This window comes from Burkholderia sp. APQ4-4ca, from assembly GCF_057837105.1.
In genome coordinates this window covers 1-6,544 of the sequence record NZ_JBYQCG010000141.1, presented here as the reverse complement: position 1 = coordinate 6,544, position 6,544 = coordinate 1, and the positions used below count along the sequence as shown (strand labels likewise).

General features: G+C 61.4%; 9 protein-coding genes and 1 pseudogene. 9 read left to right on the top strand and 1 reads right to left on the bottom strand.

Annotation, left to right across the window (positions count from 1 at the left end; translation table 11 throughout):
- The coding region (locus AC3IFE_RS17770; RefSeq protein WP_489191363.1) for a helix-turn-helix domain-containing protein at positions 1 to 393 on the bottom strand (393 nt) is incomplete at its 3' end.
- Here AC3IFE_RS17770 and AC3IFE_RS17765 point away from each other — a divergent pair.
- The 9 genes and pseudogenes from AC3IFE_RS17765 to AC3IFE_RS17725 form a co-directional block, all read left to right on the top strand.
- Positions 372 to 1,289, top strand: coding sequence for an RHS repeat-associated core domain-containing protein (locus tag AC3IFE_RS17765; protein ID WP_489191362.1), 918 nt, complete (start codon positions 372 to 374; stop codon positions 1,287 to 1,289). The two genes, AC3IFE_RS17770 and AC3IFE_RS17765, sit on opposite strands and share 22 nt — an antisense overlap.
- Positions 1,286 to 1,687 carry a hypothetical protein gene (locus tag AC3IFE_RS17760; protein ID WP_089468458.1) on the top strand — a complete coding sequence of 134 codons (402 nt, stop codon included), beginning with the start codon at positions 1,286 to 1,288 and terminating at the stop codon, positions 1,685 to 1,687. Before AC3IFE_RS17765 ends, AC3IFE_RS17760 begins: the two co-directional genes overlap by 4 nt.
- A gap of 22 nt (positions 1,688 to 1,709) precedes the next feature.
- Positions 1,710 to 1,976: a PAAR domain-containing protein gene (locus AC3IFE_RS17755; protein WP_489191361.1), complete on the top strand. Its 267-nt coding sequence runs from the start codon at positions 1,710 to 1,712 to the stop codon at positions 1,974 to 1,976.
- Positions 1,977 to 2,222: 246 nt separating this feature from the next.
- Complete coding sequence (locus tag AC3IFE_RS17750) at positions 2,223 to 2,423, top strand: hypothetical protein (protein WP_489191360.1); 201 nt, start codon at positions 2,223 to 2,225, stop codon at positions 2,421 to 2,423.
- Between the two features lie 132 nt (positions 2,424 to 2,555).
- Positions 2,556 to 3,086, top strand: a complete 531-nt coding sequence (gene mug / locus AC3IFE_RS17745) for a G/U mismatch-specific DNA glycosylase (RefSeq protein WP_489191359.1) — start codon at positions 2,556 to 2,558, stop codon at positions 3,084 to 3,086.
- A pseudogene (locus tag AC3IFE_RS17740) lies at positions 3,028 to 3,688 on the top strand (DNA-3-methyladenine glycosylase). The gene mug and the pseudogene AC3IFE_RS17740 overlap by 59 nt, the downstream one beginning before the upstream one ends.
- A gap of 112 nt (positions 3,689 to 3,800) precedes the next feature.
- On the top strand, positions 3,801 to 4,565 hold the full coding sequence (locus AC3IFE_RS17735; RefSeq protein WP_089468455.1) for a ParA family protein: 765 nt from the start codon (positions 3,801 to 3,803) through the stop codon (positions 4,563 to 4,565).
- 501 nt (positions 4,566 to 5,066) lie between these two features.
- Entirely contained in the window at positions 5,067 to 5,651 is a 585-nt protein-coding gene (phaP, locus tag AC3IFE_RS17730; RefSeq protein ID WP_089468454.1) for a TIGR01841 family phasin, read from the top strand.
- Positions 5,652 to 5,953: 302 nt separating this feature from the next.
- Positions 5,954 to 6,544, top strand: a 591-nt coding sequence (locus AC3IFE_RS17725; protein WP_489191358.1) for a thiolase family protein, incomplete at its 3' end; no start/stop codon positions are given.

The window sequence follows — 6,544 nt, the reverse complement described above, 5'->3', positions numbered from 1 at the left end:
TCGATGCGCTTTCACCGAGAGTGCTTCTTGACTCAGCCCTGCCTCACTGCGCAGCCGTTTCACGTTTGCTATCACTCGGGCCGTGGCGTCTTCGCCGACCGGCTGCTGTTCATCTACCGACCTGTCGCAAAAGAAATCGACAACGTCGACACCTAACACTTCGGCTAACCGCGAAAGCGTGGAGAGTCGGAGGTTTGCCCGCCGTCCTTGTTCGACGCTCGCGAGGTTTGGGCGAGCCAGCGACGCCCTCGCAGCGAGTTCGTCTTGCGAGAGCGCGTTCAGCGCTACCTTGCCCATGGCAGGCAGCAGAACATTCGAATGTTCAACACGGACACGGAGATGTTGCGCATTCCTGGTGCAGGGAGCGATTGATGATGAAGCCGCGTGACGCACGGATACTGTGGCGTGCCCGCGCGTACGCGGGTGAATCAGAATGCCCGGCGGAATCGCTTGCGCTGTTGTCGATGACGGAAGGCCAAGCGAGCGTGCTCGGACCCACAGCGAGCGACTCTTCTGAGGTGCACCGTTGCCTGTCTGCGATGCTCGACGACGAGCGTAAGGTGGTATGGGCCGTCGATCTCAAAGGCTATGGTCAAGCGCGGATGCATATTGCAGAGGAAATTGATAATCCGATTCGATTCCCAGGGCAGTATCGCGATCTGGAATCCGGCTTGTACTACAACCGATATCGGTATTACGATCCTCAAGTAGCGCGGTACATTAATCAAGACCCGATCGGGATTGTTGGTGGTCTAAACAAATTTGCATATGCCGAATCGAATCCGGCGTCTGAATATGATCCGCTTGGGTTGTATACGCCAGGTAAGGATGGAGTTGCCGGTGTTGACGCAGATGGAGTTCCGTCGTTTGATGAATCGAATCCGAGATTCCATTCATACAATGTGGTTAATTCTTGTCAAAAGACGAATCCAAAGTGCAACTACAAGAGTGCAGTTGAAGGATTGCTTCGATATCCTGCTCCCGGTGCGTCGGGGGAACCCATCAAGAATGGACAGGAAAGCTTTGCGTTACCGGTAGGGTACGTGCATCATGTTGTCAAGGATGGTGGTGCGACGGTAATCAACGTTACCGAGCCAGGGCGCCACTTGCTCTCACCAGGGATTGTCAGGCGATGGGTATCGGACGACGGTAATTCAATCAGTATCCATACTTACGGCGAGGGAACCGGATATCTCCCGAAGATTAATGAATGGGCTGCTGATTCGTTGTGGGGTAAAGTCGATGCAAACATATTTAAATATATGGGGTGTCAAGGAGATAAAAAGTGAGATTCTCTGAGTTGCTTGGAGCGAGCTTGACAGCCGCAATTGTGGGCGGAGTGTTGATTGGGCTTCTTTCCATTCGGGACTTTGGGATTGTCTCGCTTTTGTTCGCCGTCGTTGCGTTTGTGGTTGCATTTTTTTCGGCAATGGTTTTGTCTTACCCGATGGCTTGGGTGAAGGCGGTGATTCCATCAGGCGCGATTTTCCCTGTGGTTATCATCGCTGGTGGAGTTGCGGCTGCACTTATTCTTGCAGTGCTCACGAAGGCATCGTGGGCGGACATGTTGGCGATCAACAAGATGTTGTTGCTGTACTCGGCCATTGGTGTTGTGTGCGCGATTTCTGCTTTTGGTTACGTTGAGAGGTCCGTGATTTTTGAAGGACTACGTAAGTTATTTGGATAGATAGTGCGACGCGGAGGCTGCATTGACAAAGCCGATCATTCGCAAGGGTGATTCAACTGATCATGGCGGCTTGGTGCTCGAAGGCTTCGAGCGTGCCGACCTAAACGGTCGCCCACCAGCAGGTATTGGACACATGGTTGCGTGCCCGAAATGCAGTGGTGTCTTTCCCATTGTCCAGGGTTCGAACCAGTATGCGATAGACGGTCGACCGGTAGCGCTGGATGGGATGAAGACCGCGTGTGGCGCCGCGCTAATAGCGAGTCAACAGACGTTTGTCGTGAGTAGTTGAATCTGACAGGCTCTTGCTGTCTGGGGAGCCGAGCTACCGTCACCAAATGCATGCCTGCAATACCGGCACGTCGATTGGGACTGGAGATTTGCAAGCTGTGCTCAATGACGAGGCGCTAGCGCAGCGTTCGACACGGGGATCCTGCAGGAGCGCTTGATCTTCGACTGAACCCTGCCAAAAAGCGATCGCTACGCCGAGAGCATGATGCGCTTGTTATCGTATACCGTTGCCTATAGGATATGAACCTTGAGCGACGTAGTCGATTCGGTGGTGAGCAGCCCGCCGTTCGAGGCGCAAGGGTTCACGATTTCGATCGCATCGGTCATCGTACAAAGGGCTTGCCTAGCCTTTGCTGGACGGTTCGTTACAAGTGGCCATCATCGTTCATTGGAATTTGTGGCGCTTCAAGAGGTTGGCAGTTTTTTTTACAGTGGCATGTTCCGCTAACCGTTCTGATCGCCAGTCGCACCTTCGCATCACGATGGGCCCGAATGTCCGAGTCAAGCCAGTCGCTTGGCCCGGGTTTTCGGGCCTTGTTTCGTTTGACGTCGTTCCCGCACGCCGCTCTCCGGATCAAACGTGGCTGACGCACTTCCCGACCTCATCTGGCCCCATCTCGACGTCCTGTTCTGCGGAATCAATCCCGGCCTGCTCGCGGCCGCGACCGGCCGTCACTTCGCGGGGCGGAACAACCGCTTCTGGCGCGTGATCCATCTCGCGGGCTTCACGCCGACGGAACTTTCGCCGCAGGACGATCGCGCGATACTCGGTTACGGCTGCGGGCTGACGGCGGTCGTGCCGCGGCCGACCGCCCGTGCCGATCAACTTTCGCGCGCGGAATTCGCGGCCGCGGCCGCCGGGTTCGAGCAGAAGGTCGCGCAGCATGCGCCGCGCTTCGTCGCGTTTCTCGGCAAGGCGGCGTATTCGGCGCTGTCGCGGCAACGCGAGGTCGCGTGGGGGCTGCAACCCGCCCGCATCCAGTATGCGCGAGTGTGGGTGCTCCCGAACCCGAGCGGCAGAAACCTCGCATTCGGGCTCGCCGATCTGGTCGATGCGTACCGCGAGCTTCATCTCGCCACGACGACGGAGGAGCACGATGCGGCGCAGTAAGGCGGCGCCATGGCCGGGCACCATCGTGCCGCGCGCATTCTTCAATCGCATGGCCACCGAGGTGGCGCCGCAACTGCTCAACAAGATCCTCGCGGCGGCGGACGGCCGGGCCGGCCGCATCGTCGAAGTGGAAGCGTATGCGGGGGCGCTCGATCCGGCCCACCTATCGCGGCAAGACGCCGCGCAACGCGACGATGTTCGGGCCGCCCGGGCACTTCTACGTGTATTTCACGTACGGCATGCACTGGTGCTGCAACTGCGTGTGCGGCCCGGACGGCGCGGGAACGGGCGTGCTGATCCGCGCGCTGGAGCCGCTGCACGGGCTCGACCGGATGCGGGCGGCGCGGCCGCCGCGCACGCGCGATCGCGACCTGTGCCGCGGGCCGGCCCGGCTGACGCAGGCGATGGGGATCGGCGGCGCGCAGGATGGCGTGGACCTGATCGGCGCGCGCGACGGGTTCGCGATCGTCGACGACGGGATGGCGCCGCCCGCCGATCTCGCGGGCGGGCCGCGCATCGGCATTCGCGTCGGCCAGGATCTCCCGTGGCGGTGGAGCGTGCCCGGCAACCGATACGTATCGGGCGCGGTGCCGCGTATCTGACGCGTGCGGCGTATAAGTCGCGTACCAGTCGCGCCCGATTCGACCTGCGTCACGCGGTCGCCATTATTGATCGGCTAAGCTGGCCGTTTCGGCGTTCGATCGAGGAGGCACCATGCGGCGGGTCGTATTCAACCAGAAGGGCGGCGTGGGCAAGTCGACGATCGTCTGCAACCTGGCGGCGATCAGCGCGAGCGAAGGACTGCGCACGCTCGTCATCGATCTCGATGCGCAGGCGAACTCGACGCGCTACCTGCTCGGCGACGCCGCGGCCGATGCGCAACCGGGCGTCGCCGGCTTCTTCGAAACCGCGCTGACCTTCAACTTCCGTCCGGTCGACGTCGCGTCGTTCATCCACGCGACGCCGTTCGACGGGCTCGACGTGATGCCCGCGCATCCGGATCTCGACACGCTGCACGGCAAGCTCGAATCGCGCTACAAAATCTACAAGCTGCGCGACGCGCTGAACGAGCTCGACATGTACGACGCCGTGTACATCGACACGCCGCCCGCGCTGAATTTCTATACGCGCTCGGCGCTGATCGCGGTCGAGCGCTGCCTGATCCCGTTCGACTGCGACGATTTCTCGCGCCGCGCGCTGTACACGCTGCTCGAGAACGTGAAGGAAATCCAGCAGGACCACAACGCGGCGCTCGAAGTGGAAGGGATCGTCATCAACCAGTTCCAGCCGCGCGCGAGCCTGCCGCAGAGGCTGGTCGACGAGCTCGTCGACGAAGGGCTGCCGGTGCTCGCGTCGCGGTTGTCCGCATCGGTGAAGATCCGCGAATCGCATCAGCAGTCGACGCCGGTGATCCATCTCGAGCCGGCGCACAAGCTCGCGCAGGAGTTCCGCGCGCTGCATCGCGAACTGGCCGGCTGAGCCCGCATCTGCCCGCATCGACCGAGGCCGCTTCAAGCGGCCTTGTTTTTATCGCAGCCCATGATTCTTCCGATCATTGATTTGGTTATTAATAATACCGGAAACGATTTCATAATAAATCCCGAAAAACGATTACATGGGCGTTCGCTGCGTTTCAATGCAGGCCGGTTTTCTAATAAACAGAATAATGAGTGGGTAAATGTTGCTCGGGGTCATGATGCGGTATGCTGTAAAAAGGTAAAAAGGCATTGCCGGTCGGAGCGGGCGATATCCTGTCTGATATTTCGGCGCGTGCCCGAGGCACGGCGGTCGCCTCAAAGGGTAATAAGGGTTTATACTTATCATTAATGCCATTTAATTGACAATTAATCGATCTAGAATGGCTTCCTTCAACTTCCCGCGCCCAGCCAGGCGACGGGTTGCCAATGAGGAAGCGACTGCCGATCAAGCTTCCGTTTTTCTTTACGTTTGTCTCTCGCATTGCCAACAGGAGCGTGCCCGATGTCCGTATTTGCCCCCGAAAAACTCGCCGCCGATTATCAATCCGGTATCGCCGCGTGGTTCGCGGTCGCCCGTCCGGCGATCCAAGGTTTCGAGGCTGTCGTCGAACTCAACCTGCAAGCGGCCCGGACGGCGCTCGAGGAATACGAGGACAAGCTGAAGAACGCATTCAACAGCAACAACCCGGCGGCGGGCTTCGCACAGCAGGTCGCGGCGCCGCAGGAAGCGGCCGGCAAGGTCGTGTCGTACGGCCGCCATCTGTTCGACATCGCGGTGTCGACGCAGTCCGAATGGGCGAAGGTCGCGCAGGCGCAGTACGAACAGAACGACAAACGCCTGAAGGACGTGCTCGGCGAACTGTCGAAGCATGCGCCGGCCGGCTCGGCGCCCGTGGTGGCCGCGCTGAATTCGGCGCTGTCCGCGGCGAGCGCCGCGGCCGATTCCGTGCGCGCGGCGACGGGGCAGGCGATTCAGGCGGCGCAGAGCGGCTTCGATGCGGTCGGCGAAACGGCCGCGCGCGGCGCGAAGCAGACGGCGGCCGCCGCCCGCAAGGACGCAGCGGCTGCGCGCGAATCGGCTGCGTAATCGCATAAATGCGCGCGTGAATGCGTGTCGCGCGCAGGCGCGACACGATTGATCGGCGCCGGATGGCGCCGGACGCCGCGTGTGCCGCGCGGGTCCGGCAAACGTCCGGTTCGCCGCAAGACGCCCGTGCACGGTTGCCCGTGCCGCGGTGTGCCGTGCCGTCCATGCGAACGGAGGTCGCCCGCTAGTACGGCGGCGTGCGACCGCGATCGCGGCGGGTGGCCCGACGCACGCCGTCGCCACGTGCAACCGCCTCGTGCCGGCGTCACCACGACGAACTGATTTCGATGCAGGAACTGAACATGACGGATGTAGTGATCGTATCGGCCGCGCGGACCGCGGTCGGCAAATTCGGCGGCTCGCTCGCGAAGATCGCGGCGCCGGAACTGGGCGCGACGGTGATCCGCACGGTGCTGGAGCGCTCGGGCGTGAAGCCCGAGCAGGTCAGCGAAGTGATCATGGGCCAGGTGCTGACGGCCGGCTCCGGGCAGAACCCGGCGCGGCAGTCGCTGATCAAGGCAGGGCTGCCGAGCGCCGTGCCGGGCATGACGATCAACAAGGTGTGCGGCTCGGGCCTGAAGGCCGTGATGCTGGCGGCGAACGCGATCGTCGCGGGCGACGCGGAGATCGTGATCGCGGGCGGCCAGGAGAACATGAGCGCGGCGCCGCACGTGCTGCCGGGCTCGCGCGACGGGTTCCGGATGGGCGACGCGAAGCTGGTCGACACGATGATCGTCGACGGGCTGTGGGACGTGTACAACCAGTACCACATGGGCATCACGGCGGAGAACGTCGCGAAGGAATACGGGATCACGCGCGAAGAGCAGGACGCGTTCGCGGCGCTGTCGCAGAACAAGGCGGAAGCCGCGCAGAAGGCCGGGCGTTTCGATGAC

Coding starts and splice junctions, on each gene's coding strand:
- AC3IFE_RS17765 (WP_489191362.1), top strand. CDS start 372: ATGATGAAGCCGCGTGACGCACGGATACTGTGGCGTGCCCGCGCGTAC.
- AC3IFE_RS17735 (WP_089468455.1), top strand. CDS start 3,801: ATGCGGCGGGTCGTATTCAACCAGAAGGGCGGCGTGGGCAAGTCGACG.
- phaP (WP_089468454.1), top strand. CDS start 5,067: ATGTCCGTATTTGCCCCCGAAAAACTCGCCGCCGATTATCAATCCGGT.